21 protein-coding genes and 1 pseudogene are annotated in these 25662 nt (G+C 71.9%); 13 read left to right on the forward strand and 9 right to left on the reverse strand.

Going from position 1 to position 25662, the window contains the following annotated elements:
* Positions 1-54: 54 nt before the first annotated feature.
* Positions 55-1056, reverse strand: coding sequence for an aldo/keto reductase (locus tag ACLJPL_RS10485; protein WP_411080542.1), 1002 nt, complete (start codon positions 1054-1056; stop codon positions 55-57).
* A gap of 135 nt (positions 1057-1191) precedes the next feature.
* Here ACLJPL_RS10485 and ACLJPL_RS10490 point away from each other — a divergent pair.
* Positions 1192-2097: pseudogene (locus ACLJPL_RS10490) on the forward strand (LysR family transcriptional regulator); the annotation flags it as partial.
* Positions 2098-2316: 219 nt separating this feature from the next.
* On the opposite strand, the gene ACLJPL_RS10495 reads toward ACLJPL_RS10490, so the two are convergent.
* The 3 genes from ACLJPL_RS10495 to ACLJPL_RS10505 form a co-directional block, all read right to left on the reverse strand.
* Positions 2317-4746, reverse strand: a complete 2430-nt coding sequence (locus tag ACLJPL_RS10495; protein WP_411080480.1) for an MFS transporter — start codon at positions 4744-4746, stop codon at positions 2317-2319.
* A 223-nt stretch (positions 4747-4969) separates the two neighbouring features.
* Positions 4970-5413, reverse strand: coding sequence for an SRPBCC family protein (locus ACLJPL_RS10500; RefSeq protein ID WP_411080481.1), 444 nt, complete (start codon positions 5411-5413; stop codon positions 4970-4972).
* A gap of 114 nt (positions 5414-5527) precedes the next feature.
* On the reverse strand, positions 5528-5926 hold the full coding sequence (locus ACLJPL_RS10505) for a VOC family protein (protein ID WP_411080482.1): 399 nt from the start codon (positions 5924-5926) through the stop codon (positions 5528-5530).
* A gap of 201 nt (positions 5927-6127) precedes the next feature.
* Here ACLJPL_RS10505 and ACLJPL_RS10510 point away from each other — a divergent pair, with 201 nt between their 5' ends.
* Together ACLJPL_RS10510 and ACLJPL_RS10515 are read left to right on the forward strand one after the other, a co-directional pair.
* Complete coding sequence (locus tag ACLJPL_RS10510; protein WP_411080483.1) at positions 6128-7171, forward strand: Rv2578c family radical SAM protein; 1044 nt, start codon at positions 6128-6130, stop codon at positions 7169-7171.
* Positions 7172-7455: 284 nt separating this feature from the next.
* Complete coding sequence (locus tag ACLJPL_RS10515) at positions 7456-9048, forward strand: alpha/beta hydrolase (protein ID WP_411080484.1); 1593 nt, start codon at positions 7456-7458, stop codon at positions 9046-9048.
* Between the two features lie 141 nt (positions 9049-9189).
* On the opposite strand, the gene ACLJPL_RS10520 is transcribed toward ACLJPL_RS10515, so the two are convergent.
* Positions 9190-9756, reverse strand: coding sequence for an adenylosuccinate lyase (locus ACLJPL_RS10520; RefSeq protein WP_411080485.1), 567 nt, complete (start codon positions 9754-9756; stop codon positions 9190-9192).
* Between the two features lie 360 nt (positions 9757-10116).
* On the opposite strand from ACLJPL_RS10520, the gene ACLJPL_RS10525 reads away from it, so the two are divergent.
* Positions 10117-11898, forward strand: coding sequence for a 3-hydroxyacyl-CoA dehydrogenase family protein (locus tag ACLJPL_RS10525; RefSeq protein ID WP_411080486.1), 1782 nt, complete (start codon positions 10117-10119; stop codon positions 11896-11898).
* A 91-nt stretch (positions 11899-11989) separates the two neighbouring features.
* Positions 11990-12805, forward strand: a complete 816-nt coding sequence (locus tag ACLJPL_RS10530) for a TetR family transcriptional regulator (protein ID WP_411080487.1) — start codon at positions 11990-11992, stop codon at positions 12803-12805.
* Here the strand turns inward: ACLJPL_RS10530 and ACLJPL_RS10535 are convergent.
* Positions 12792-13565: a restriction endonuclease gene (locus ACLJPL_RS10535; RefSeq protein ID WP_411080488.1), complete on the reverse strand. Its 774-nt coding sequence runs from the start codon at positions 13563-13565 to the stop codon at positions 12792-12794. The genes ACLJPL_RS10530 and ACLJPL_RS10535 overlap by 14 nt on opposite strands.
* Positions 13566-13721: 156 nt before the next feature.
* Between ACLJPL_RS10535 and ACLJPL_RS10540 the strand changes: the two genes are divergently transcribed.
* From ACLJPL_RS10540 to pssA, 8 genes are all read left to right on the forward strand, one after another.
* Positions 13722-14516, forward strand: a complete 795-nt coding sequence (locus ACLJPL_RS10540) for a GNAT family N-acetyltransferase (RefSeq protein ID WP_411080489.1) — start codon at positions 13722-13724, stop codon at positions 14514-14516.
* 421 nt (positions 14517-14937) lie between these two features.
* On the forward strand, positions 14938-16275 hold the full coding sequence (ccrA, locus tag ACLJPL_RS10545; RefSeq protein ID WP_411080490.1) for a crotonyl-CoA carboxylase/reductase: 1338 nt from the start codon (positions 14938-14940) through the stop codon (positions 16273-16275).
* Positions 16276-16284: 9 nt separating this feature from the next.
* Positions 16285-18297, forward strand: a complete 2013-nt coding sequence (locus ACLJPL_RS10550) for a protein meaA (protein ID WP_411080491.1) — start codon at positions 16285-16287, stop codon at positions 18295-18297.
* Positions 18294-19316: an HpcH/HpaI aldolase/citrate lyase family protein gene (locus ACLJPL_RS10555; RefSeq protein WP_411080492.1), complete on the forward strand. Its 1023-nt coding sequence runs from the start codon at positions 18294-18296 to the stop codon at positions 19314-19316. Before ACLJPL_RS10550 ends, ACLJPL_RS10555 begins: the two co-directional genes overlap by 4 nt.
* A 2-nt stretch (positions 19317-19318) precedes the next feature.
* Positions 19319-19822 (forward strand): MaoC family dehydratase, encoded by a 504-nt coding sequence (locus tag ACLJPL_RS10560; protein ID WP_411080493.1) that lies wholly within the window; start codon positions 19319-19321, stop codon positions 19820-19822.
* A 79-nt stretch (positions 19823-19901) separates the two neighbouring features.
* Entirely contained in the window at positions 19902-21116 is a 1215-nt protein-coding gene (locus ACLJPL_RS10565) for an acyl-CoA dehydrogenase family protein (protein WP_411080494.1), read from the forward strand.
* Between the two features lie 180 nt (positions 21117-21296).
* Positions 21297-21941, forward strand: a complete 645-nt coding sequence (locus ACLJPL_RS10570; RefSeq protein WP_411080495.1) for a phosphatidylserine decarboxylase — start codon at positions 21297-21299, stop codon at positions 21939-21941.
* Positions 21928-22791 carry a CDP-diacylglycerol--serine O-phosphatidyltransferase gene (pssA, locus tag ACLJPL_RS10575; protein ID WP_411080496.1) on the forward strand — a complete coding sequence of 288 codons (864 nt, stop codon included), beginning with the start codon at positions 21928-21930 and terminating at the stop codon, positions 22789-22791. The genes ACLJPL_RS10570 and pssA overlap by 14 nt, the downstream gene beginning before the upstream one ends.
* A 119-nt stretch (positions 22792-22910) precedes the next feature.
* Here the strand turns inward: pssA and ACLJPL_RS10580 are convergent, their stop codons facing one another.
* The 3 genes from ACLJPL_RS10580 to ACLJPL_RS10590 are packed head-to-tail and all read right to left on the reverse strand — an operon-like array spanning position 22911 to position 25512.
* Positions 22911-23663: a PIG-L deacetylase family protein gene (locus ACLJPL_RS10580; RefSeq protein WP_411080497.1), complete on the reverse strand. Its 753-nt coding sequence runs from the start codon at positions 23661-23663 to the stop codon at positions 22911-22913.
* A 25-nt stretch (positions 23664-23688) separates the two neighbouring features.
* Positions 23689-24312: a DUF1796 family putative cysteine peptidase gene (locus ACLJPL_RS10585; RefSeq protein WP_411080498.1), complete on the reverse strand. Its 624-nt coding sequence runs from the start codon at positions 24310-24312 to the stop codon at positions 23689-23691.
* A 12-nt stretch (positions 24313-24324) separates the two neighbouring features.
* Entirely contained in the window at positions 24325-25512 is a 1188-nt protein-coding gene (locus ACLJPL_RS10590; protein ID WP_411080499.1) for a hypothetical protein, read from the reverse strand.
* Positions 25513-25662: the final 150 nt, after the last annotated feature.

The raw sequence follows: 25662 nt of genomic DNA on the forward strand, positions 1-25662 counted from the left end.
AGGCCCCTCCGGCGGGCCTCACGGCCCCGGCGGCCCGCTCCCCCGGGCCGGGCGTCAGCCGGTCTTCGCGTCGCCGAGCGCCTCCTCGATCCTGGTCAGCTCCTCCGTGCCGAACTCCAGGTTCCGCACGGCTTCGACGCTGTTCTCCAGCTGGGCGACGCTGCTCGCGCCCACCACGGCGGAGGTGAGGCGGCCGCCGCGCAGCACCCATGCCAGGGCGAGCTGGGCGAGGGACTGGCCGCGCTCCTTCGCCAGCGCGTCCAGGGCGCGCAGCCGCTCCACCAGCTCGGGGGTGAGCGCGTCGGGGGAAAGGAACGGGCTGTCTCCCGCCGCCCGGGAGCCGGCCGGGATGCCGTTCAGATAGCGGTCGGTGAGGATGCCCTGTTCCAGCGGGGAGTAGGCGATGGAGCCGACGCCCAGCTCGTCGAGCGCGGTGAGCAGCCCGTCCTCGGGGCGGCGGTCGAGCATCGAGTAGCGGGGCTGGTGGATGAGCAGGGGCGTGCCGAGGTCCTTGAGGATCGCGGCGGCCTGACGGGTCTGCTCGGCGGAGTAGTTGGACAGACCGACGTAGAGGGCCTTGCCCTGGCGTACGGCGGTGTCGAGCGCGCCCATCGTCTCTTCGAGCGGGGTGTCGGGGTCGGGGCGGTGGGAGTAGAAGACGTCGACGTACTCGACGCCCAGGCGCTCGAGGCTCTGGTCCAGGGAGGAGCGCAGGTACTTCCGCGAGCCCCACTCCCCGTACGGGCCCTCCCACATGTGGTAGCCGGCCTTGGTGGAGATGACGATCTCGTCGCGGAGCTTCGCGAAGTCGCCGGCGAGCGCGCGGCCCAGGGTCACTTCGGCGGAGCCGGGCGGCGGGCCGTAGTTGTTGGCCAGGTCGAAGTGGGTGATGCCCAGGTCGAAGGCGCGGCGCAGGATGCGGCCCTGCTCCTCGGGGGTGCGGTCGCCTCCGAAGTTGTGCCAGAGGCCGAGGGAGAGCGCGGGCAGCAGGAGGCCGCTGCGGCCGGTGCGCCGGTAGGGCATGGCCGAGTAGCGGTCGGCGGACGGCAGGTACATGGGCAGGCTCCGCTGGAGGGGTACGGGGATGGCGCGCCGGGACCGGCGGCACAGGGCGGGGTCCAGGCTCGCGCAGATCGATCCAGCAGTCCAACAGGAGATTGTGCTCGGATTCATCGCCTACAGTCCTCAATCATGGAACTGCGTCAGCTGGAGCACTTCGTCGCCGTCGCCGAGGAGCGGCATTTCACCCGCGCCGCCGAGCGCCTGGCCGTCTCGCAGTCCGGGCTGTCCGCCTCCGTACGGGCCCTGGAGCAGGAGCTGCGGACCCCGCTGTTCAGCCGCACCACGCGCACGGTCCGGCTCACCGAGGCGGGGCGGGCGCTGCTGGTGGAGGCGGAGCGCACGCTGGCGGGGGCGCGGGCGGCGCGGGACGCGGTCGATGCCGTACGGGGGTTGCTGCGCGGCACGCTGACGCTCGGGGTCGAGCAGTGCGTGGCGGGGGTGAGCCCGGCCCGGCTGCTGGCCGCGTTCCACCGGGAGCACCCGCAGATGGAGCTGCGGCTGCGCCAGGAGGGGACGAGCAGCCTGCTGGACGGGGTGGCCGGGGGGCGTCTCGACCTGGCGTTCGCGGCCACCGTCAGCCCGGCGGAGTGGCGCGGGGAGCTGATGCCGCTGGCGCGGGAGGAGATGGTGGTGCTGTGCGCGGCGGGCCACCGGTTCGCCGGGCGGGCCCAGGTGGCCTGGGAGGAGCTGCCGGGTGAGTCGTTCATCGACTTCCACCCGGACTGGGGGCCCCGGCGGGCGGCGGACGAGGCGTTCGCGGCGGCGGGGGCCCGGCGCACGGTGGGCCTGGAGGTCAACGACGTCCACAGCCTGCTGGAGCTGGTGCGGGAGGGGCTGGGGATCGCGGTGGTGCCGCACCACTTCTCCCGCAAGCCGGAGGCGGCCCGGCTGGTGGCGGTGGACGTGGAGCCGGCGGGCGGGAGCCGGGCGGTGTACGAGAGCGTGGTGGTGCTTCCGGCGGCACGGAGCCTGAGCCCGGGGGCGCGGGCGCTGATGCGGCTGGTGCGGGGGGACGCGGTACGGGAGACGGGGGTGCGGGGGGACGCGGAGGTGCGGGCGGCCGGGGAGGTGCAGGAGGACGTGGAAGGGCGGGCGGACTGGGAGGTGCGGGGGAACGTGGAAGTGCGGGCGGACGGGGAGGTGCAGGGGGACGTGGAAGGGCGGGCGGACGTGGAGGTGCAGGAGGACGCGGAAGTGCGGGAGGACGGGGAGGTGCGCTGAGGCCGTTGGAGGATCGGCGCACCTCCGTGCGCCTCAGTCCTCGTGGCCCAGTTGGAGGTCGCGTTCCGTCCGCCCGCCGCCCGCCACCTGGAGCACGGTGGCGACCGGCGGATACCCGGCCGCGATCACCGTGTACTCGCCGGACGACAGGTCCACGAACCGGAACGACCCGTCCGGCCCGGTGGTCAGGGTGTCCACCACATTGCCCGCCGCGTCCAGCAGGGTGACCCGGGCGTCCTCCACCGGCCGGCCGCCGGTGGCCCGGACGACGCCGCGCAGCACGGCCCCGCCCGCCAGCTCGATGTCCTGCCGGGTCTCGCGGGCCGCCTGGACGCTGACCGGGAGGGCGGCGGGGCGGTGGGCGGGGGCGCTGGCCGCGAGGGTGTACTCCCCCGCGACGAGCTCGCTGATGACGTAGCCGCCCTCGCGCCCGGTGCGGGTGGAGGCGACGACCTCGCCGCGTACGTCGGTGAGGGTGACGGCCGCGTCCCGGACCGGCGCACCGTCCGCCGTCAGGACGGCCCCGGCGAGCCTCCCGGCGCCGCCGAGGACCACGTCCAGCTCGACGGGGCGGTCGCCCACGGTGACGCTGACGGCCTGCGGCTGGTGGCCGCCCGCCGCGGCGATGAGGACGAAGTTCCCGCCGCCCGGGACGCTCAGCGCGTACCGCCCGTCGTCCCCGCTGGCCCCGCGCCCGACCTGCCGGCCCTGGACGTCGATGAGGGTGAGGGCGGCCCGGGGCACCTTCGTACCGTCGGAGTGCTGGACGCTGCCGCGCACGGGCACTCCGGAGAGGCGACCGGGGCTCGGCGAGGCGGCGTCGGCAGCGGTCGTGCGGGCGGCGGGGATCGGCGTGGGCTCGGTGGCCGCTTCGGGGCTGTGGTGGGACACCAGCGGTTTCTCCTTGAGGAAGAAGGCGAGGATCAGGCCGAGGACGAGCACCGGCACGAGGTAGAGGAAGATGCGCGGCATCGCGTCGACGTACGCCTGGATGTAGGCGTCGCGCAGCGCGGGCTCCATCGCGTGGACGATCTGCGGGGTGATCGACTCGGGGGCGGGCAGGGTCACGCCGGTGGGCAGGCGGACGTCGAGGGCGTCGGAGAGCCGCCCGGCGAACAGCGTGCCGAAGATGGCCGCGCCGACGCTGCCCCCGATCTGCCGGAAGTAGTTGTTGGCGCTGGTGGCGGTGCCGAGGTCGGCGGGGCGCACGGAGTTCTGCACGGCGAGCACCAGGACCGACATCACCAGCCCGATGCCGGTGCCGAGGACGGCCTGCCAGAGGCTGTACGCCAGGCGGGAGGTGCCCGCCTCCAGGCCCGCGAGCAGCCACATGCCGACGACGGAGACGGCGCTGCCGACGATGGGGTAGATCCGATAGCGGCCGGTACGGGTGATGAGCTGGCCGGAGACGATGGAGCCGCCGACGATGCCGAGCATCATGGGGAGCATCAGGAGCCCGGACTCGGTGGCGCTGGCCCCGTCGACCATCTGGAGGTACGTCGGCAGATAGCTGGCGGCCCCGAAGAGCGCGATGCCGATGACCGCGCCGATCAGACCGGTGATGTTGAAGACGGAGTCGCGGAACAGCCTTAGCGGGATGATGGGTTCGGCCGCGCGGTGCTCGACGGCGACGAACAGGAGCGTGGTGACGACGGCTCCGGCCGCCAGGCCCAGGATGGTGCGCGAGCCCCAGGCGTACTCGGTGCCGCCCCAACTGGTCACCAGCACCAGGCAGGTGGAGGCGGCGGCCAGCAACACCGCGCCCAGGACGTCGAGTCGGGGGCGTACGGCCGGTTTCGGGAGCTTGAGGACGACGGCGATGACGGCGAACGTGACCAGCCCGAACGGCACGTTGATGTAGAAGCACCAGCGCCAGGAGGCGTGGTCGGTGAAGAAGCCGCCGAGCAGCGGTCCGGCCACCGAGGCGAGGCCGAAGACCGCGCCGATGAGGCCCATGTACCGGCCGCGCTCCCGGGGCGGGACGATGTCCGCGATGATCGCCTGGACGCCGATCATGAGACCGCCGCCGCCGACGCCCTGGATCGCGCGGAAGGCGATCAGCTCGTCCATGGTGCGCGACCAGCCGGCCAGGGCGGAGCCGATGACGAAGACGACGATCGCGAACTGGAAGACGCCCTTGCGGCCGAAGAGGTCGCCGAGCTTGCCGTAGAGCGGCAGGACGATGGTGGAGGCCAGGAGGTAGGCGGTCACCGCCCAGGACATCTTCTCCAGGCCGTGCAGCTCGCCGACGATCTTCGGCAGGGCGGTGGCGACGATCATCTGGTCGAGCGCCGCGAGCAGCAGGGTGAGCATCAGCCCGAGGAAGACCATGCGGACCCGGCGGGGACTGATCTCCTCGGCCGCCGGAGCCGGGCCGGGGACGTACGGCGGGGGCGGCGGCTCCCCCGGGGCAGCGTCCGTACCGTCCGGCTCGTCCTTCAGCAGCGTGATACCGCCCACCACGTAACGCTCCCCTTCGTCGCACCTGCGCCGCCCATTTGTCGCACCGGGCGGCGAGGCGGGGCAAACGGGATGCGGGGCGCGCAGGGCGCGTACGGAGGGCTTATGCGCCGGTGGGAGCCACTACGGCGCACAACCGGCCACCCCGGAAAACCACTCGTTCCGGTGAGGCCGGTCGTACGGCGGAGGCCGGGCCGTTCGAGGGCCCGGCGCCCGCCGGGGGGACCTACTTCTCGACCTCGGCGGCGAGGTTCTGGAGCAGCTCGTCGTAGATCCTGCCGAGGCCCTTGGGGGCGAAGGTCCGCTCGAAGAAGCCGCCGACGCCGCCCGCGCCGTCCCAGACGGTCGTCACGACGGCCTTGGACTTCCCCTCACCGGCCGGGGTGACGATCCAGGTGGTGACCATGGAGGAGTTGCGGTCCTTCTCCACCAGCTGGCCGTCGGTCGGCTCGCTGACCTCCAGCAGGCAGTCGCGGACCCGCTTGCTGGTGGCCTGGAGCTTCCAGTGGACGAGGGTGCCCTCGCCGTCGCCGCCCTCCCGGACCTCGTACTCGCTGAAGTGCGGGGTCAGCACCTTGCCGCGGACCTCCTTGTAGTCGGCCAGCGCGTCGAACACCGCCTCTGCGTCCGCCGCGATGATCCGCTCCGTCGTGGCCTCGACCTGCGCCATGGCTGTTCCTCCAGCACTTCGGTTGTCCGGGGTGATTCGGGGGGGGGTGGGGGGTGTCCTGGGCTGAGCCAACCACCTCCGGTGCGACCCCTCAAAATCGGGGCCGTACCGGGGTCAGCGGCGACGGCTCGCGAGGACGCAGAACTCGTTGCCCTCCGGGTCCATGAGGACCACCCAGCCCGTGTCGCCCTGACCGACGTCGGCGCGCCCGGCGCCCAGGGCGAGCAGGCGTCGGACCTCTTCGTCCTGCTCCCTGTCGGTCGGGTTGACGTCGATGTGCAGCCTGTTCTTGACGGTCTTGCCCTCGGGCACCCGCGCGAAGGTCAGCACCGGCGGCACGGGTCCGGGGCGGTCCTTCCCCTCGGGCGTCACGGGCGGGCCGATGGTGACGACGCCGTCCTCCCCGCCCTCCTCGTCCTCCCGCACCTCGTAGCCGAGGACCGAGCACCAGAACCGGGCCAGGCCCATGGGATCGGCGCAGTCGATCGCGAGCTCCGTGAACTTGCAGGCCATGCTTCGGGACCTCCGGTCGGGCGGCGGGTCGTCAGAGATCCACACGCTAACCGCAGCGTTCGGCCGGGGCGGGGAAAACGGCGATCGAGGTCGGTCCGGGGCCTTTCCGGGGGGCCTGTCCGGGGCCTCTCCGGGGCCTGCCCCGCACGATCAAGGGAACAAGTGTTCTATTCTGTGGCCAGTGCTAACGAGGAGGCGTCCATGCGCTGGGACAATCTGGTCGAGAACAGCTCCATGACCGGCAACAGCGCGCTCTTCGCCGCCGACGCGGTGACCACGCGCACCTTCGACACCCCGGAATTCCGGGGCATCACCTTCCACGAGATCCGGGCCCGTTCGATCCTGAACCGGGTGCCCGGCGCCTCGCGCATGCCGTTCGAATGGACGGTGAACCCCTACCGGGGCTGTTCGCACGCCTGTGTGTACTGCTTCGCCCGCAAGACCCACAGCTATCTGGACCTGGACACCGGCATCGGCTTCGACTCGCAGATCGTCGTCAAGGTCAACGCCGCCGAACTCCTCCAGCGGGAGCTGGCCTCCCGGCACTGGCGGGGCGAGCACGTGGCGATGGGCACCAACGTCGACTGCTACCAGCGCGCGGAGGGCCGCTACCGGTTGATGCCCGGCATCATCAACGCCCTGCGCGAGCGGGCGAACCCCTTCTCGATCCTGACGAAGGGCACTCTGATCCTGCGGGACCTGGAGCTGCTGCGGCAGGCCGCCGAGGTCGCCGAGGTGGGCGTCTCGGTCTCCGTGGGCTTCACCGACCGCGAGCTGTGGCGCACGGTCGAACCCGGCACCCCCTCCCCCGAACGCCGCCTCGACGTGGTGCGGGCCCTGACCGACAGCGGGATCGGCTGCTCGGTCCTGATGGCCCCCGTCATCCCGTTCCTCGGCGACAGCCCCGAGCAGCTGCGGGCCACCGTCTCCGCCGTCGCGGCGGCCGGGGCGTCGTCGGTGACCCCGCTGGTCCTGCATCTGCGCCCCGGCGCGCGCGAGTGGTACATGCGGTGGCTCGGGCAGCACCACCCGCGCCTGGTGGAGCGGTACGAACGGATGTACGCGGACGGGGCGTACGCCCCCACGTGGTACCAGCGCCGGATCACGCGTCAGGTGCACGAGCTGGCGGACGAGTTCGGGATCGGCCCGGCGCACCGGGGCCGGGCCCGCCGGATCGCTCCCGGGTCGGCGGTGAAGGACGAGCCGGAGCAGGAGCCGGGCCCGACGCAGCTCACGCTGCTGTGACGCCCTCGGCGCTTCCCTCGCGACGACCGGCGACGCCCGTGACTCCCGTGACGTCACGCCCGTGCCGATCGCGACGCCCGTGACGGCCATGACGCCCGTGCCGATCGCGACGCCCGTGACAGCCACGACGCCCGAGCCGCCCGTGACGCCTCCCGCAGGGCCGATGGCGTGACCGTACGGGTCAACTCCGCGCGGAAACGGCCCCCGGCCCGGTGAACTCGGGGAGCATGCGGCGGCGGGGACCGGCCATCCGCCGCCGCGTCCCCTCCACCTCGGGAGGCCCTATGACACAACGTGCAGCAATCATCCTCGCCGCCGGTGCGACGGTCGCCGGTCTGCTGGCCGCCGCCCCGGCCCCGGCCGCCGCCTCCGGGACGAGCGCGCCGCCCGCCCCGGAGCTCGCGTGGACCGACTGTCCCACCGAGAACCACCCGACGCTCCAGTGCGCGAAGGTCGACGCCCCGCTGGACCACGACGACCCCTCGGGCCGGCAGATCACCCTGGCCCTGTCCCGCGTCCCGCACACCGCGAAGACCTCCCAGGGCCCGCTGCTGGTCAACCCCGGCGGGCCGGGCGGCAGCGGGCTGTCGATGGCCGGGTTCGTGGCCTCCGCGCTGCCCAAGGAGGTGGCCGCCCAGTACGACGTGATCGGGTTCGCCCCGCGCGGGGTCGGCAAGAGCACCCCGGCGCTGAACTGCCTGCCCGGCCACTTCGACCCGGTGCGCCCGGACTCGGTGCCCGCCTCCTACCGGGACGAGCGGGTCAACCGCGACCGGGCCGCAGCGTTCGCCCGCGCCTGCGGGGAGAAGCACGGCGACGTGCTGCCGTACATGGACACCGTCAGCGCCGCCAAGGACCTCGACGTGATCCGCCGGGCGCTGGGCTCGCGGCAGATCAACTACTTCGGTTACTCGTACGGCACCTACCTCGGCGCGGTCTACGCGAAGCTGTACCCGGAGCGGGTGCGGCGGCTGGTCCTGGACTCGGTCGTCGGGCCCGACGACGTCTGGTACCGGGGCAACCTCAACCAGGACTACGCCTTCGACGACCGCCACAAGGCGTTCGCCGCCTGGGTGGCGCGGCACGACGCCACCTACGGGCTCGGCACGGACCCGGCCGGGGTCGAGGCCGCCTGGTACCGGATGCGCGCGGCCGTGGCGGCCGATCCGGCGGGCGGCCGGGTCGGGGCGAGCGAGTTGGAGGACACCTTCCTGCCCGGCGGGTACTACAACGGCTACTGGCCCTACCTCGCCGAGGCGTTCGCCGCGTACGTGAACGACCAGGACGCCGAGGCCCTGGTGAAGGCGTACGAGAACTTCGGCGCCCTCGGCGCGGGCGGCGACAACAGCTACTCGGTGTACGCCGCCGTCCAGTGCCGTGACTCGGGCTGGCCCCGGCACTGGAGCACCTGGCGCAACGACACGCGCCGCATCCACGACAAGGCGCCCTTCATGGCCTGGAACAACACCTGGTACAACGCGCCGTGCGCCACCTGGCCGGTGCCGCCGCTGAGCCCCGTCCAGGTGGCCAACGACCGGCTCCCGGCGACGCTGATCCTCCAGGCCACCGGGGACGCGGCGACCCCGTACGAAGGCGCGGTCAGCATGCACCGCAAGCTCAAGGGCTCCAGCTTCGTGGTGGAGGAGGGCGGCGGCAACCACGGCATCACGCTGAGCGGCAACGCCTGCCTGGACAAGCATCTGACGGCCTATCTGACCGACGGGACCGTCCCGCGCGGCCGGGGCGAGGGCGAGGCGGACGCGGTCTGCGCGGCCCTGCCGGACCCGAAGCCGCTGCCGGCCGCGAAGGCGGCGGCCCAGTCGGTGGACAACAGCGCGGGCAGCCGTCTGCACGGGATGCTGGGGCCGCGCCACTGAGGGAGGGGGCGCGCGACCGCTGAGGGAAGAGGCCGCACGCCCACTGAGGGAGGGAGCGCGCGCCCCCTGGGGAAAGGGGCCGCGCGCCCCGGCGTCTCGGACCGGGCGCGCGCCCGCCCGTAAGCGCGCCCGCGCACACCTCTACGACAGCCGCCCCAGCGCCTGCGCCGCCGCGGCCCCCAGGCGCGGGTGCGGGAGGGCCGCCCTGAGGACCGGGCGGGCCCGGATGTCGTGGAGCTGCCCGAGCCCCTCGACGCAGGCCAGCGCGACCCGCCAGTGCGGCTCCCCCGGGGCCAGCAGCCGCTCCAGCGTGGAGACCAGGGCGGGGACGGCCTCGGGGGCCCGCAGGGTGGTGAGCAGGCGGACCGGGTGCACGGCGTAGGCGGTGCGCAGGGTGTTGGTGGCGAGCGCGGCGGCGGCCTTGGGCGTGCGGGGGTCGTTCAGCTCGGCCAGGGCGTGGGCGGCGGAGACGCAGCGCTCGGGGTCGCGGTGGTTGAGCAGGAGCACCAGCGCCTCGAAGGCCCGCCGGTCGCCCGCGCAGCCGAGCCGGAAGGCGGCGATCTCGCGGGCCCACAGGGGGCGTCGGGGCTCCACCAGGACCCGGGCCAGCACTTCGACGTCGTCGGTCGCCACGAGCAGGTCGTACGCGGCGGACCCGGCCGCCTCGTCCCGCAACCGGTCCATGAGCGAACGGAGTTCCTCATCCATGACGCTCAGCGTATCCATGAACACGCTCCGTGCGGGACGGCTTCGCGCCCGCCGGTGTGGTCCAGCGCACAAACATTCAGGGGTGGCGCGCTCGTTACCGGCCGGTTAATCTCATCTGAGCGGGAACACACTCCCCGCGAGCTCCGGCGGCCTGGTGACGCAGCCGCCCGGAGTGCTTGTCGGTTCGGCAGTTCTGTGCGACGCGACTCCGGGACAGAGTCGCTCACCCCTCACGGCCGGCGTGCTCCCAGCGCCCCGGCCCCGCGCTTCACGACACGCATCCTCGCCATGCCGCGCGCCGCTCCCTCATCGCCGCGCGCGCCGTGCTCCCACAGTCGTCACTCACCCTGGAGTCCCTTGATGGACACCCCGCTCTCCACCATCGCCGTCGTCGGCCTCGGCACCATGGGCGCCGGCATCGCCGAGGTCCTGGTCCTCGCGGGCCGCGACGTGATCGGCATCGACATCAGCGAGGCCGCCGCCCGGCAGGCCGTCGCCTCCCTCGAAGCCTCCACCGCACGGGCGGTGGGGCGCGGGCGGATCACGGAGCAGGAGCGGGCCGCCGCGCTCGCCCGGTTCCGCACCTCCGACGCCCTCCCGGCGGCCGCCGACGCCGAGCTCGTCATCGAGGTCGTGCCGGAGACGTACGAGATCAAGCAGCAGGTGTTCCGCGAGCTGGACGCGGTCGTCTCCCCCTCCGCGATCCTGGCCACCGGGACGAACGCCCTGTCGGTGACCCGTCTCGCGGCCGAGTCGCGGCACCCCGAGCGCGTGCTCGGCCTGCACTTCTTCAACCCCGCGCCGGCGATGAAGCTGGTCGAGGTGGTCTCCTCGGTGCTGACCGCGCCGCCCGCCGTCGAGGCCGTCACCAGGCTGGCCCGGGAGCTGGGCAAGGAGCCCGTCGCGGTCGGCGACCGGCCCGGGTTCGTCGCGGACGGACTGCTCTTCGGCTATCTGAACCAGGCCGCCGCGATGTACGAGGCGAACTACGCGTCCCGCGAGGACATCGACGCCGCGATGAAGCTGGGGTGCGGCCTGCCGATGGGCCCCCTCGCCCTGCTGGACCTGATCGGGATCGACACCGCCCGCACCGTCCTGGAGGCCATGTACTCCGCCTCCCACGACCGCCTCCACGCCCCCGCCCCCGTCCTCGGCCAGCTCAGTGAGGCGGGGCTGACCGGGCGCAAGGCGGGGCGCGGCTTCTACACGTACGACGCTCCGGGCGGCCAGAGCGTGGTGCCCGACGCGCTGACCCCGGCACCGGACACCGACGCCGAGAGCGGTCGCTCCATCACGTCCGTGGGGGTCGCGGGCTCCGGCACCATGGCCTCCGGGATCGCCGAGGTCTTCGCCAAGGCCGGGTACACCGTGGTCCTGGCGGCGCGCGGCCAGGAGAAGGCGGATCTGGCCAGAGCCCGGATCGCGAAGTCGCTGGAGCGCTCGGTGGCCAAGGGGCGGCTCACCGCCGAGGCGCGGGACGAGACGCTGGGCCGGATCACGGCCGCCGGTTCGCTCGACGCGTTCGCGGAGGTCGACCTCGCCGTGGAGGCGGTCGCGGAGGACCTGGAGATCAAGCAGCAGCTCTTCGCCACGCTGGACAAGGTCTGCCGGCCGGGCGCGGTCCTCGCCACCACCACCTCCTCCCTGCCGGTCATCGCGGTCGCCCGGGCGACCGCGCGGCCCGAGGACGTCGTCGGGATGCACTTCTTCAACCCGGCGCCCGCGATGAAGCTGGTCGAGGTCGTCCGGACGGTCCTGACCGCCGACGACGTGCACGCCACGGTCCGCGCGGTCTGCGCGAGGATCCGCAAGCACCCGGTGGACTGCGGGGACCGGGCCGGGTTCATCGTGAACGCGCTGCTGTTCCCGTACCTCAACAACGCGATCAAGATGGTCGAGGAGCACTACGCCTCGCTGGACGACATCGACGCGGCGATGAAGCTGGGCGGCGGCTACCCGATGGGCCCGTTCGAACTGCTGGACGTCGTGGGCCTCGACGTCTCCCTCGCGATCGAGAAGGTGCTGCACAAGGAGTTCCGCGACCCGGGGCTCGCTCCGGCCCCGCTGCTGGAGCACCTGGTGGCCGCGGGCTGCCTCGGCCGCAAGACGGGGCGCGGCTTCCGCGAGTATGCCCGTCGCTGACCCGGGAGCCGGGTGGGGCGGGCTGCTGGGACCCTCCGGCGGCCCGCCCCCGCAGGCGCGCTCCCCTGCACCGATGCGTTACGTTCATGCCATGTCCCAGCCCGCCAAGTCACCCCGTGCCACCGCCGCGCCCGACGCCCCGGAGACCGCAGCGGGAACCCGCGCCGCCGCCCAGCGGCTCAAGATGCGCCGCGAACTGGCCGCAGCCGCGATGGAGCTCTTCGCCACCAAGGGCTACGAGGCGACGACCGTCGACGAGATCGCGGGGGCAGCGGGCGTCGCCCGGCGCACCTTCTTCCGGCACTTCCGCTCCAAGGAAGAGGCCATCTTCCCGGACCACGACGACACCCTCGTCAGGGCCGAGGCCGTCCTCAACGCCGCCCCCGCGCACGAGCATCCGCTCGACACGGTCTGCCGCGGCATCAAGGAGGTCATGAAGATGTACGCGGCCAAGCCCGCCGTCTCCGTGGCCCGCTACAAACTGACCCGTGAGGTACCCACCCTCCGGGAGGCCGAGATCGCGTCGGTGGCCCGCTACGAGCGGCTGTTCACCCGCTATCTGCTGGGCCACTTCGACGAGCGCGACCACCACGTGGGCAACGACGACCCGCTGCTGGCGGAGGTGGCCGCGTCCGCCGTGGTCACCGCCCACAACCACGTACTGCGCCGCTGGCTGCGGGCGGGCGGGCAGGGCGATGTGGAGACCCAGCTCGACCGGGCCTTTGCCATCGTGCGCGACACCTTCGGCACCGGGGTCGGGGCCGGGCGGACCGCTCAGGCCGAGCCCCCCAGGGCCCCGGCTGCGACGGTGGCCGCCGAGGGCGAGGTGCTGGTCGCGGTGGCGCGTACCGACGCCCCGCTGGACGAGGTCATGCGGACGATCCAGCAGGCCCTCAAGGAGCGCTGAGCCGGGCGTCCTGCCCGGCGGGGACCGCCGCCGCCGTGTCCCAGGGCGGGGGCGCGCCGCCCTCGCTCCAGGCGGCCAGCTCCTCGGGGCCGTAGCAGAGGATGCCGCACTGCTCCGCGTAGTCGAGCGCGGGTTCGGTGAAGCCGCCGGTGGAGACGACGAGCGCGATGTCCGCCCCGTGGACGGCGTAGCAGGTGCCGCCGAAGCGCTGGAGGTCCTGCGATCCGGCCCGGTTGTCGGGGCCGTAGCGCTTGCACTGGACGACCAGGCGGCGGCCGTCCGGGGTGGTTCCCAGGACGTCCGCGCCCAGGTCGCCCGCGCCGCCGACCACTTCGGCGTCCGCGCAGCCGTCGCGCCGGCAGAGCTCGGCCACGGCCTCCTCGAAGGCGTACGGGTCCAGCTGCGCGTAGTCCACCGGATCGGCGGGTTCGGCTCGTCCCCGCGCCCGGGCCGCTTCGGCGGCGTCCAGCTCCGCGAGACCGGCGTCGACGATCCCGTACGCGGCGTCCGTGACGGCCGCCGCGACCCGCCGGGCCCGACGCCTGCGGCGCAGCACCACGGCGAGGGCGGCGAGGGCGAGCACGATCAGGAGGGCGGCGGCGACCGGGTGCCGTCCGGCGCTCCGCCAGGCGGCCCGCAGTCCCATGCCGCCGCCCGCGAGGATCAGCGCGATCAGGGCGAACCCGAAGGTGGTGCGCCGGAGGTCGAAGCGGGTGCGGGGCTCGGGGACGCCCACTCGCTCGCGGAGAGATCTCGCCATCGGTGCCCCACCCCTGCTTCCTGACCACTTCAAGATCACTTGGTCTCCCGCATCTGCCCCGAGCCGCGCTTCCGACGCGTCGGCGCGGAGCCGTTCCGGGTGGCGGGAGGCCGAAATCCGCTGGTTTGCCGATCACCGCCGTGCTGAGGTGCGCGCATGCGAACCACTGAGACACGTGACCTGTTCGACCGCGAGATGCGGGAGCACGCCCGCCCGGACGGCCCCGGCGTACGCGTCGAGCGCGCCGGCCCCGTCGTCCGCCAGGTCGGCGGCCCCGACGACTGGAACGGGGTGGTGTGGTCGGACCCGGAACTGGACGCGGCGGGGGCGGACGCGGCGATCGCCGCCCAGATCGGGCACTGCGCGGCGCTCGGCCTCCCGGAGTTCGAGTGGAAGGTCTACGGCCATGACCGCCCCGCCGACCTGGGCGACCGGCTGCGGGCCGCCGGATTCACGCCGGAGCCGCCGGAGACTCTGCTGGTGGCGCCCGCCGGCCTGCTGACCGGGCCGGTCGCGCTGCCCGAGGGGGTCACCCTGCGGCCGGTGACCGACGCGGCCGGGGCGGAGCTGATGGCCGGGGCCCATGAGCGGGCGTTCGGCACCGATGGGACCCGTCTGCTCCACCAGGTGCTGAAGCGGCTGGCGGAGGCCCCACAGGACTTCGTGGCGGTGCTGGCGGTGGACGGCGACGGGGAGCCGGTGTGCTCCGGGCGGATGGAGCTGTACCCGGGCACGGGCTTCGCGGGGCTCTGGGGCGGTGGGACGGTGGCCGCCTGGCGGGGCAGGGGGATCTACCGGGCGCTGGTCGCCCACCGGGCGCGGATCGCCGCCGAGCGGGGCTACCGGTATCTCCAGGTCGACGCGACCGGCATGTCGGCCCCGATCCTGGGGCGGCTGGGCTTCACGGCGCTGGGGACGACGACTCCGTACGTGTACCGGCCCGGGCGGTAGAGGCGTCCGGGCCGCCTTTGCCGGACACGCCCGGGAGGTGTCCGCCTCCGCCGGACACGCCCTGACCGCTCGCCAGCAGGACAGAACGCCTCGTAACGCCCATCGTGTTGCTCATGCGTGCCTACGAGATGACAAGTGAGAGAAATTGTTGGCACTGGGTGCCTTGTCAGGTGTCACGGAGTGCCATACGTTGAAGGTGTCCGGGCGGCCGGCGTGCTGGGATCTCACGTACGCCGGCTGTCCCCGCAACCACCGTGCTGCGCGCCCGGACGCCTGCGTCACAGGCACCCTTCCGCTCCACCCGAGCAAAGCCGAAGCTCCACTCGCCGAACCGACGGCAAACACCTCCACACCGCACCGCTCCCCTGCCAGCAGGGCCCCTCAAGCGTTCCCTCGACGCCGCATCACCGGAGGCAACACCGTGAAGGAAATCCTGGACGCCATCCAGTCGCAGGACAGCACCGCCGCGGACTTCGCGGCCCTGTCCCTCCCCGACTCCTACCGCGCGATCACCGTGCACAAGGACGAGGCGGAGATGTTCGCGGGGCTCGAATCCCGCGACAAGGACCCCCGCAAGTCGCTCCACCTGGACGAGGTCCCGGTCCCCGAGCTCGGCCCCGGCGAGGCCCTCGTCGCCGTGATGGCCAGCTCGGTGAACTACAACTCCGTCTGGACCTCCATCTTCGAGCCGGTGTCCACCTTCGGCTTCCTGGAGCGGTACGGACGGCTCAGCGAGCTCACCAAGCGCCACGACCTGCCCTACCACGTCATCGGCTCGGACCTCGCGGGCGTCGTCCTGCGCACCGGCCCCGGCGTGAACGCCTGGAACCCGGGCGACGAGGTCGTCGCGCACTGCCTCTCCGTCGAGCTGGAGTCCTCCGACGGCCACAACGACACGATGCTCGACCCCGAGCAGCGCATCTGGGGCTTCGAGACCAACTTCGGCGGCCTGGCGGAGATCGCGCTCGTCAAGTCCAACCAGCTGATGCCGAAGCCGAAGCACCTCAGCTGGGAGGAGGCCGCCTCTCCCGGCCTGGTCAACTCCACCGCGTACCGCCAGCTCGTCTCGCGCAACGGCGCGGGCATGAAGCAGGGCGACAACGTGCTGATCTGGGGCGCCAGCGGCGGTCTCGGCTCCTACGCCACCCAGTTCGCGCTGGCCGGCGGCGCCAACCCGATCTGTGTCGTCTCCAGCCCGGAGAAGGCCGACATCTGCCGGTCGATGGGGGCCGAGGCGGTCATCGACCGCAACGCAGAGGGCTACAAGTTCTGGAAGGACGAGCGCACCCAGGACCCGAAGGAGTGGAAGCGCTTCGGCAAGCGCATCCGCGAGTACACCGGCGGCGAGGACATCGACATCGTCTTCGAGCACCCGGGCCGCGAGACCTTCGGCGCCTCGGTCTACGTCACCCGCAAGGGCGGCACCATCACCACCTGCGCCTCCACCTCGGGCTATATGCACGAGTACGACAACCGCTACCTGTGGATGTCCCTCAAGCGGATCATCGGCTCCCACTTCGCCAACTACCGCGAGGCGTGGGAGGCCAACCGCCTCATCGCCAAGGGCAAGATCCACCCGACGCTCTCCAAGGTCTACTCCCTGGAGGACACCGGCCAGGCAGCCCACGACGTCCACCGCAACGCCCACCAGGGCAAGGTCGGCGTCCTGGCCCTGGCGCCCCGCGAGGGTCTGGGCGTGCGCGACCAGGAAATGCGCGAGCAGCACATCGACGCCATCAACCGCTTCCGCAACGTCTGAGGTTCTCCCATGACCGAACGTCAGAAGGACCGGCCCTGGCTCATGCGGACGTACGCCGGTCACTCGACCGCCGAGGCGTCCAACGAGCTGTACCGCCGCAACCTCGCCAAGGGCCAGACGGGTCTCTCGGTCGCCTTCGATCTGCCGACGCAGACCGGATACGACCCGGACCACATTCTCGCCCGCGGCGAGGTGGGCCGTGTCGGTGTGCCCGTCTCGCACCTCGGTGACATGCGCCGGCTGTTCCAGGACATCCCCCTGGAGCAGATGAACACCTCGATGACGATCAACGCGACCGCCATGTGGCTGCTGGCGCTCTACCAGGTGGTCGCTGAGGAGCAGGGGGCCGACCCCGACAAGCTCCAGGGGACCACGCAGAACGACATCGTGAAGGAGTACCTGTCACGCGGGACGCACGTCTTCCCGCCGGTGCCCTCGCTGCGGCTGACCACCGACATGATCACGTACACGGTCAACCGCATCCCCAAGTGGAACCCGATCAACATCTGCAGCTACCACCTCCAGGAGGCGGGGGCCACCCCGGTCCAGGAGATCGCGTACGCCATGTCGACCGCCATCGCGGTGCTCGACGCGGTCCGCGACTCGGGCCAGGTGCCCGAGGAGAAGTTCGGTGACGTGGTCGCCCGGATCTCGTTCTTCGTGAACGCGGGCGTCCGCTTCATCGAGGAGATGTGCAAGATGCGCGCCTTCGGCCGCATCTGGGACCGCGTCACGCGCGAGCGGTACGGCATCACCAACCCGAAGCAGCGCCGCTTCCGCTACGGCGTCCAGGTCAACTCCCTCGGTCTGACCGAGGCGCAGCCGGAGAACAACGTCCAGCGCATCGTCCTGGAGATGCTGGCCGTCACCCTCTCCAAGGACGCCCGCGCCCGCGCCGTGCAACTCCCGGCATGGAACGAGGCGTTGGGGCTTCCGCGGCCCTGGGACCAGCAGTGGTCGCTGCGCATCCAGCAGGTGCTGGCGCACGAGAGCGACCTCCTGGAGTACGAGGACATCTTCGCCGGTTCGCACGTCATCGAGGCCAAGGTGGAGTCCCTGGTCGAGGAGTCGCTCGCGGAGATCGACCGGATCCAGCAGATGGGCGGCGCGATGGCGGCCGTCGAGTCCGGCTACCTCAAGTCGGAGCTGGTCTCCTCGCACGCGGCGCGGCGGGCGCGGATCGAGGGCGGCGAGGAGAAGATCGTCGGCGTCAACATCTACGAGACGACCGAGCCCAACCCGCTCACCTCCGACCTCGACGGCGCGATCATGACGGTCGACCCGGCGAACGAGGCCCGGGTCGTCGCCGCCCTGCACGAGTGGCGGGACAACCGCGACGAGGCCCGCGCGACGGAGGCGCTGGCCGCGCTGAAGAAGGCCGCCGCGGGCACCGAGAACATGATGGAAGCCACCGTCGAGTGCGCCCGCGCGGGCGTCACCACCGGCGAGTGGTCCTGGGCGCTGCGGGACGTCTTCGGCGAGTTCCGCGCGCCCACCGGGGTCTCCTCCGCCCCGGTGGCGGTCGCCGCCGAGGCGGGCACCCCGCTCGCCCTGGTCCGCGAGAAGGTCACCCGTACCGCCGCCGACCTGGGCGTGGGGCGGCTGCGCCTGCTGGTCGGCAAGCCGGGCCTGGACGGGCACTCCAACGGGGCCGAGCAGATCGCCGTACGAGCACGGGACGCCGGCTTCGAGGTGGTCTACCAGGGGATCCGGCTGACCCCCGAGCAGATCACCGACGCGGCGCTCGCCGAGGACGTGCACTGCGTGGGCCTCTCCATCCTGTCCGGCTCGCACGCGGAGCTGGTGCCCGACGTGCTGCACCGGCTGCGCGAGGCCGGGGCCCCGGACATCCCGGTGATCGCGGGCGGCATCATCCCGCCGGCGGACGCCGCCGCGCTCATCGAAGCCGGTGTGGCCGCCGTCTTCACCCCGAAGGACTTCGGCATCACGGAGATCATCGGCCGTATCGTCGACGAGATCCGGAAAGCGAACAAGCTCGACCCTCTGGAGGTCTCCGCATGACCACGCCCGCCCACCCGTCGCCCGCCACCGCCCCAGCAGGGAGCGGCTCCGCCGCAAGCTCGTCGGTGAACCGGCTGCGCCCCCGCCGCTCGTGTCTGGCCGTGCCGGGCTCCAACCCGCGCTTCCTGGAGAAGGCCCAGGGCCTCCCGGCCGACCAGGTCTTCCTGGACCTGGAGGACGCCTGCGCGCCGCTCGCCAAGGAGGGCGCCCGCCACACCATCGTGGACGCGCTGAACAACGGTGACTGGAGCGGCAAGACCCGGGTCGTGCGGGTCAACGACTGGACGACGCACTGGACGTACCGGGACGTCATCACGGTCGTCGAGGGCGCGGGTCCCAACCTCGACTGCATCATGCTGCCGAAGGTCCAGGACGCCCAGCAGGTCGTGGCGCTGGACCTGCTGCTGACCCAGATCGAGAAGACGATGGGCTTCGAGGTCGGGAAGATCGGCATCGAGGCGCAGATCGAGAACGCCAAGGGCCTGGTGAACATCGACGAGATCGCCGCCGCCTCACCCCGCCTGGAGACGCTGATCTTCGGCCCGGCCGACTTCATGGCCTCGATCAACATGAAGACCCTGGTCGTCGGCCAGCAGCCGCCCGGCTACCCGGCGGACGCCTACCACTACATCCTGATGCGCATCCTGATGGCGGCCCGTACGCACGATCTCCAGGCGATCGACGGCCCGTTCCTCCAGATCCGCGACGTGGACGCCTACCGCGAGGTGGCCGGCCGCGCCGCCGCCCTCGGCTTCGACGGCAAGTGGGTGCTGCACCCCGGCCAGGTCGACGCGGCCAACGACGTGTTCTCACCCTCGCAGGAGGACTACGACCACGCCGAACTGATCCTGGACGCCTACGACTGGTGCACCTCCGAGGAGGGCGGCAAGAAGGGCTCCGCGATGCTCGGCGACGAGATGATCGACGAGGCCAGCCGCAAGATGGCCCTGGTCATCGCGGGCAAGGGCCGCGCCGCCGGAATGCAGCGCACCTCCAAGTTCGAAGCCCCGGAGGTCTGATCATGCAGTTCGGACGCACCTTTGAGGAATTCGAGGTCGGTGCGGTCTACAAGCACTGGCCCGGAAAGACGGTCACGGAATACGACGACCACCTCTTCTGTCTGCTGACCATGAATCACCACCCGCTGCACATGGACGGCAACTACGCGGAGAAGACGACCGACTTCGGGAAGAACGTCGTCGTCGGCAACTACGTCTACTCTCTGCTGCTCGGCATGTCGGTGCCGGACGTCTCCGGCAAGGCCATCGCCAACCTGGAAGTGGAATCGCTCAAGCACATCGCGCCGACCTTCCACGGCGACACCATCTACGGCGAGACGACCGTGCTGGACAAGACGCCGTCGAAGTCGAAGAACGACCGCGGGATCGTGTACGTGGAGACCAAGGGCTACAAGCAGGACGGCACCGTGGTCTGCGTGTTCCGGCGCAAGGTGATGGTCCCCACCGAGACGTACATCAAGGAGCGCGGCGGCGAGCAGCCCGGCCGCCCGACGCCCGCCAAGTAACCGGCCACGTACAAGCAGTCGGCCAAGTAACTGTGTGAAGCCTTAAGGCCATCCGCGTGAAGCCACAGGAGAAGCAGCCATGACGCGACTCGCCCAGACCGCCGGTCTGAACGACATCCAGCGGGAAATCCTCGCCACGGTCCGGGATTTCGTCGACAAGGAGATCATTCCGGTCGCGACCCAGCTGGAGCACCGCGACGAGTACCCCACCGAAATCGTGGAGGGACTCAAGGAACTCGGCCTGTTCGGGCTGATGATCCCCGAGGAGTACGGGGGTCTGGGTGAGTCGCTGCTCACCTACGCGCTGTGCGTGGAGGAGATCGCGCGCGGCTGGATGAGCGTGTCGGGGATCATCAACACGCATTTCATCGTGGCCTACATGCTCAAGCAGCACGGCACCCAGGAGCAGAAGGACACGTTCCTGCCGCGGATGGCGCTCGGCGAGGTGCGGGGCGCGTTCTCGATGTCCGAGCCGGCGCTCGGCTCGGACGTCGCGGCGATCACGTCGAAGGGCGTCAAGGACGGCGACGAGTACGTCCTCAACGGCCAGAAGATGTGGCTGACGAACGGCGGAACATCGACCCTGGTGGCCGTTCTCTGCCGAAGTGACGAAGGCCACTCCAGTCAGGAAACGGCCGCCGCGCCCCACAAGTCGATGACGACCTTCCTGATCGAGAAGGAGCCCGGCTTCGGAGAGGTCCGGCCCGGCCTGACCATCCCCGGGAAGATCGACAAGATGGGCTACAAGGGGGTCGACACGACCGAGCTCATCATGGACGACCTGCGCATTCCGGCCAATCGGGTCCTGGGCGGCACGACCGGCCGAGGGTTTTACCAAATGATGGACGGTGTCGAGGTCGGCCGGGTGAATGTCGCAGCGCGCGGTTGCGGCGTCGCTCAGCGTGCGTTCGAACTGGGTGTTTCGTACGCCCAGCAGCGCCACACCTTCGGCAAACCGATCGCCCAGCACCAGGCGATCCAGTTCAAATTGGCCGAAATGGCCACCAAGGTCGAGGCCGCTCATGCGATGATGGTGAATGCGGCACGCAAAAAGGACTCCGGGGAACGCAATGACCTGGAGGCAGGGATGGCGAAGTACCTCGCCTCCGAGTACTGCAAGGAAGTCGTCGAGGACGCCTTCCGTATCCACGGCGGTTACGGCTTCTCCAAGGAGTACGAGATCGAGCGCCTCTACCGCGAGGCCCCGATGCTGCTGATCGGTGAAGGTACCGCCGAGATCCAGAAAATGATCATTGGCCGGCGCCTGCTGGAGGAGTACCGCCTCCAGGGCTGAATGTCCCCTTCAGGGTGATTTGGTGGCGAAGAACATCACACCGAGTCACCCTCGGCGGGTGCCTTTCAGCTGTTCGACTCGACTGCTGGCTTGCCCAGTTGCGCCCGGCACCCGATAGCATCGACGGAAAGCCGCCGTCCCCCATTGCCAGCGCGGCATCATCCGCTACGAAGGTCATCCATGCCCGACAGCCCCATCTCCGCCCGCGGCGGGGTCAGCATCGCACGCGGAGCATCGCCTTGGCTCCTGCCGACCGTCGCCACCGCAGCCCTCAGCCTCGCCCGCGCCCGCAAGTCCGGGCGCTGGGCAGCCGTGGCCGTGCCCACCACCGCGCTCGCGGCGGGCATGCTCTGGTTCTTCCGTGACCCCGAGCGCGAGATCACTGACGGCCGGGTCATCTCCCCGGCCGATGGCGTGGTGCAGAGCATCATGCCGTGGAAGGACGGGCGCACCCGCGTCGCCATCTTCATGAGCCCGCTCAACGTCCACGTCAACCGCGCGCCGCTGGCGGGCACCGTGACGTCGGTCGAGCACATCCCGGGCGGGTTCGTACCGGCGTTCAACAAGGAGAGCGAGAACAACGAGCGCGTTGTCTGGCACTTCGACACCGAGCTCGGCGACATCGAGATGGTGCAGATCGCGGGAGCGGTCGCCCGTCGCATCGTGCCGTACCTCCCGCAGGGCACGAAGGTGGAGCAGGGCGAGCGCATCGGCCTGATCCGCTTCGGCTCGCGCGTCGACATCTACCTTCCGGAAGGTATCGATGTCGCGGTCGAGGTCGGCCAGGCCACCACCGCGGGGGTGACTCGAATTGACCGTGATTGATCCTGATACACAGGCCGGCTGGGTACCGGAGGCGGACGGGGAGAACGACGCCGACGGCGCGGAGGACATGCCGCTCTCCATGCGGCTGTCGATAGCGGACACGCTCACCCTCGGTAACGCCACGTGCGGTTTCATGGCGGTGTACTTCACCACCACGGGGATCCTCATCCCGCACCTCACGGGCAGCGAGGAGACGGGCATGGCCCGCCACTCGGCGGCCACCGCCGTGATCCTCATGCTGATGGCAGCGATCTTCGACCTCTTCGACGGGCTCGTGGCGCGCAAGCTGCGGTCCTCGCCGATGGGCGCGGAGCTGGACAACCTCTCCGACCTCATCAGCTTCGGGCTCGCCCCGGCCTACTTCGTGCTCGTGTACGGGATGGTCGCGGACGACGCCCACCAGCGGGTGTCGGCGCTGGCGGCGATCGTGGTGCTGCTGGCGGTGGTGCTCAGGCTTGCCAGATTCTCCTGTGTGACCTTGAAGGACGGCATGTTCCAGGGCATGCCGAGCCCCTTCGGAGCGCTGACGGTCGTCTCGATCGTGCTCCTGGAGCTGCCCTTCGTCCCGACGCTGCTCGCGATCATCGGGGTGGCGTGGCTGATGGTGAGCCGGGTCGAGTACCCCAAGCCGCGGGGCATCCTCGCGGTGGCGATGCTCAGCTGGATCGTGGGCGCGATGGGGCTGCTGGCCGCATGGGCGTTCGACGCGCCGGGCGGGCAACTGCTGCTCCAGACCGGCTGTGCGCTCCAGGTCGTCCTGGGCGCGGTGATCCCGCTGTTCGCCACGGCGCGACGGGTGAACACGTTCCGTGACAACCGGCGCGAGGCGCGGGCGGCGCAGCTCCCGTAACGGTACGTACGCAGGACGCGGTACGCGGAACAGGGCGAGGGCCCGGATGCTCCCCGGCATCCGGGCCTTCGCGCGTTCCGGGGCATGCGGGTCTTCGCGCGTTCCGGGGCGCGCCCGCGTCAGTGGGCGTCCAACGGCTCCAGGCTCCAGATCAGCTCGGCGCGCAGCGGCCCGGTGCGGGCGAGGAAGTTCCCGTGGTCGGGGGCGAGCGCGGCGAGCTGGGAGGCGTGGCTGAGGACCGCCGCCCGCTTGGCCGCCCACTGCTCGTCGGAGAGCACCAGGGCGTGGCGGACGGCGACCCGGTGGCGGCGGGCGAGCTCCTGGTAGGCGGTCCCCCACTTCTGGCTGGCGGCCAGCGCCCCGGACGCCTCGGGGGCGCCCCACTCCGGCAGGTGCCCGGTGTAGGGCAGATCGGCGTAGACCCAGGGGGCGGGAGCCCCGGCCTCGGCGAGGACCCGCTGGGCGCGCAGCCGTACGGCCTCATGGTCGGGCTGGTTGCTGCCGAGGGGGACGAGGACGCGGGTGGTGGGGGCGAGGGTGCGGAGGAGGGCGTCGAGCGCGTGCGGTTCGTCGCCCTCGGTGACGTACGGGCCGTCCGGGTGGTCGATCAGGACCTGCTGGGCCCCCAGGAGCTCGCACGCGCGGGCGTCCTCGGCGCGGCGGACCCGGTGGGCCTCGGCGGCGGTGGTGAAGCCGCAGGCGCCGTCCCACCAGGAGACGGGGCTGCCGGGGGGCGGGGGGCCGCCGTGGACGGTGACGACGGCGCGGGGGCCGGGCAGGGCGGGCAGCAGCCCGGCGAGGGAGAGCGCCGCGTCGTCGAAGTGCGGGGAGACGACGAGGGTGCGCCAGGGAGGCGGTACGGGAGCGGGCACGGTTCCTCCGGAAGATGGAAGCGGTTCAGGACGCGGGGGCCCGGCGCGGGATGTCCAGCGGGGCCAGGGCGGCGTCCCAGGCGGCGTCGCTGCCCTCCCAGCGGCCGGGCTGGGCGGCGACGGCGCCCCAGGTGACGCCGGGCGGGAGTGCGGCGGTGTCCTCCGGGGCCGTACGGCGCAGCCAGAGCAGGTCGAAGGCGTGGCCGGGGTAGCGGGAGCGCAGGAGCCCGTGCAGGGCCGCCAGGTCGGCGGCGCGGCTCTCGTCGAACGCGTCGTGGTGCACGTACAGGACGCGGGAGCGGGAGGCCGTCAGGGCCCGCCAGCGGGCGGCGAGGCAGGCGAACTTCTCCCGGACCGCCGGATGCTGCCCGGCGATGAGGGCCGGGGTCAGCGGGGCGTCGGGCGGGGCGTGGAAGTCGTGGAAGAAACGGATGCCCGAGCCCCGGTCCCGTACGCAGAGGCCGTTGCTGAACGGTTCGCTCAGGCCGGGGCGCAGGACGTTCGCGAAGTCGGCCTCGATGGTCCGCGCTACGGAGTCCAGGTCGAGGTCGAGCCAGTCGAAGAAGTGGGCCCGCTCCTGGCCGGTGACGCGGCGGAGCTGGTACGTCGACTCGCAGTGGTAGCCGAGCCCGACACAGACGTCGTACACGCTGCCCCCGGGTCAGACGGCGGGGCGGCGGCGCAGCAGGACGCCGACGCTTCCGCGTTTGCCGAGGTAGGCGCGGCCGCCGCAGACCGTCTCCAGCGCCGGGGCGACGAGCGGCCGCTCGTCCGCCTTCTCCCAGTGCGGGGAGCCCGCCAGCCAGGGGGTGAGGCGGGCGGCGAGCGTCTCGGGTTCGAGGGCGACGAAGACCAGGTCGGCGGGGAGCTCGTCGAGCAGGGCGAGGTCCTGGCCGTAGTAGAGCATCTCGATCAGGAGGTAGGCCGCTCCGGGCGGCTCGGCGCGGGAGGCCAGTTCCTCCAGGGGCTCAGGGCGGACCCGGGCAGTGTCGCCGACGCGTTCGGCCAGCCGGCGGCGGAAGGCGGGGTTGGGTTCGGTCGCGTGGACGGTGAAGCCCTTCTCCACGAGCCGGGCGGTGAGCGCCCCTTCGCACGCGCCGACCTCCACGAGAGGGCCGCTGCCGGGCGGACAGTGCCCGGCGATCCACGCGACGGTGCCGTCCAGCCGCTCCGCCTCGTACGCGGAGGTGGCGAACTCCCACGGGTCGGGCACCGAGGCCGCGTCCTCGTCGAGGCTCGCCAGCAGCGCGAACAGCCGCTCGCGCTCCTCGGGCTCGGCGGCGAAGAACCGCTCGGTGGCGTGGACCCGCCCGGTCCCCACGACGTACTCGGCGGACCCGGTGCGCAGCAGGTGGCCGCAGTGCCGGTTGACGAAGGCGAGTTTCGCCCCGGCCTCAGCGCGGTCGAGGGGCCGGTCGAGATCGCTGATGAACTGGAGGTACGGCGAGTGGCCCACGGCGTGCAGGACGGGCAGCCCGCCCCGCGCCGTGGTCGCGGCGGCAGCGGCGTCCCGGCCGAGGACGCCTCTGCTGCGCCGGGTGTCGGCGGGTGAGTGGGTCCAGAGCCGGGCCGGGGCTCCCCGGGACGCCGCCTCGAACAGGACGGCCAGCGCCTTCGGGCCGGGCGAGGCGGCGCTCTCGTCGACGGGCCGGACGTGCCGGGCCAGTGCGGCGAGGCGGTCGGCGGTCGGCAGGTCCGCCGGCAGGACCAGATGCGCGCCGGTGTCGCCGAGGAGGACGTGGACCTCGTGGCCCTGATCCTGCGGACCGGCGGGCTCGGGGGCGGCGAGCACGGAGAGGAAGTCCAGGACGGCGTCCTCGGCCCGGAGCACTGCCACGATGTCGATCACGGGATGGATCCCCTCAGCAGAGACGCGGGCGGAACAGAGTGGGAGAACGGACGGGAGGAGCCGGCGGGAAGGGCTGACGGGAGGACAGACTCCCCGGGTGTGGCGGAGACGGAACCGCCGTGTACGGGCGGCCCCCGGGTCCGGAGTCGA

Source organism: Streptomyces sp. cmx-18-6 (assembly GCF_046548915.1).
In the GTDB taxonomy this organism is placed as follows: Bacteria; Actinomycetota; Actinomycetes; order Streptomycetales; family Streptomycetaceae; genus Streptomyces.

What these genes read in the sequence shown, in the direction of transcription:
- ACLJPL_RS10540 (WP_411080489.1), top strand. Translation starts at nt 13,722, where the DNA reads ATGCGAACCACTGAGACACGTGACCTGTTCGACCGCGAGATGCGGGAG.
- ACLJPL_RS10570 (WP_411080495.1), top strand. Translation starts at nt 21,297, where the DNA reads ATGCCCGACAGCCCCATCTCCGCCCGCGGCGGGGTCAGCATCGCACGC.
- ACLJPL_RS10550 (WP_411080491.1), top strand. Translation starts at nt 16,285, where the DNA reads ATGACCGAACGTCAGAAGGACCGGCCCTGGCTCATGCGGACGTACGCC.
- ACLJPL_RS10535 (WP_411080488.1), bottom strand. Translation starts at nt 13,565, where the DNA reads ATGGCGAGATCTCTCCGCGAGCGAGTGGGCGTCCCCGAGCCCCGCACC.
- ACLJPL_RS10525 (WP_411080486.1), top strand. Translation starts at nt 10,117, where the DNA reads ATGGACACCCCGCTCTCCACCATCGCCGTCGTCGGCCTCGGCACCATG.
- ACLJPL_RS10510 (WP_411080483.1), top strand. Translation starts at nt 6,128, where the DNA reads ATGCGCTGGGACAATCTGGTCGAGAACAGCTCCATGACCGGCAACAGC.
- ACLJPL_RS10520 (WP_411080485.1), bottom strand. Translation starts at nt 9,756, where the DNA reads ATGGATGAGGAACTCCGTTCGCTCATGGACCGGTTGCGGGACGAGGCG.
- ACLJPL_RS10485 (WP_411080542.1), bottom strand. Translation starts at nt 1,056, where the DNA reads ATGTACCTGCCGTCCGCCGACCGCTACTCGGCCATGCCCTACCGGCGC.
- ACLJPL_RS10500 (WP_411080481.1), bottom strand. Translation starts at nt 5,413, where the DNA reads ATGGCGCAGGTCGAGGCCACGACGGAGCGGATCATCGCGGCGGACGCA.
- ACLJPL_RS10505 (WP_411080482.1), bottom strand. Translation starts at nt 5,926, where the DNA reads ATGGCCTGCAAGTTCACGGAGCTCGCGATCGACTGCGCCGATCCCATG.
- ACLJPL_RS10555 (WP_411080492.1), top strand. Translation starts at nt 18,294, where the DNA reads ATGACCACGCCCGCCCACCCGTCGCCCGCCACCGCCCCAGCAGGGAGC.
- ACLJPL_RS10565 (WP_411080494.1), top strand. Translation starts at nt 19,902, where the DNA reads ATGACGCGACTCGCCCAGACCGCCGGTCTGAACGACATCCAGCGGGAA.
- ACLJPL_RS10560 (WP_411080493.1), top strand. Translation starts at nt 19,319, where the DNA reads ATGCAGTTCGGACGCACCTTTGAGGAATTCGAGGTCGGTGCGGTCTAC.
- ACLJPL_RS10515 (WP_411080484.1), top strand. Translation starts at nt 7,456, where the DNA reads ATGACACAACGTGCAGCAATCATCCTCGCCGCCGGTGCGACGGTCGCC.
- ACLJPL_RS10530 (WP_411080487.1), top strand. Translation starts at nt 11,990, where the DNA reads ATGTCCCAGCCCGCCAAGTCACCCCGTGCCACCGCCGCGCCCGACGCC.